The organism is Acetobacter sacchari (genome assembly GCF_017377715.1).
In the GTDB taxonomy this organism is placed as follows: Bacteria; Pseudomonadota; Alphaproteobacteria; order Acetobacterales; family Acetobacteraceae; genus Acetobacter; species Acetobacter sacchari.
Genome location: NZ_JAFVMF010000108.1, coordinates 1 through 250 on the forward strand (window position 1 = coordinate 1; position 250 = coordinate 250).

The 250-nt window shown below is 70.8% G+C and carries 1 protein-coding gene; it reads left to right on the forward strand.

Annotated features, from left to right (window positions below; genetic code table 11):
* Nucleotides 1-241 (forward strand): DUF167 family protein (locus J2D73_RS20440; protein WP_207884262.1); only part of this gene is annotated, 241 nt, incomplete at its 5' end.
* Between the last annotated feature and the right edge of the window lie 9 nt (nucleotides 242-250).

Here is a 250-nt window from a genome sequence, read left to right on the forward strand (position 1 = left end):
TGACGGCGTGGAACGCCGCGACGACGGAACGGCGGTGCTGCGCCTGCGCGTCAAGGCGGTGCCCGACAAGGGCAAGGCCAATGCCGCGGTGCTGGTGCTGCTGGCCAAGGCGCTCGGCGTACCCAAGTCGGCGCTCAGCGTGGTGAGTGGGGAGACGGCGCGGCTCAAGACCATTGCGGTGGTGGGGCAGGGGGCCGAGTTGGTGGCCCGGCTCGAGGCGCTCAAGAGTACCCCCACCTAACCTCCCCCT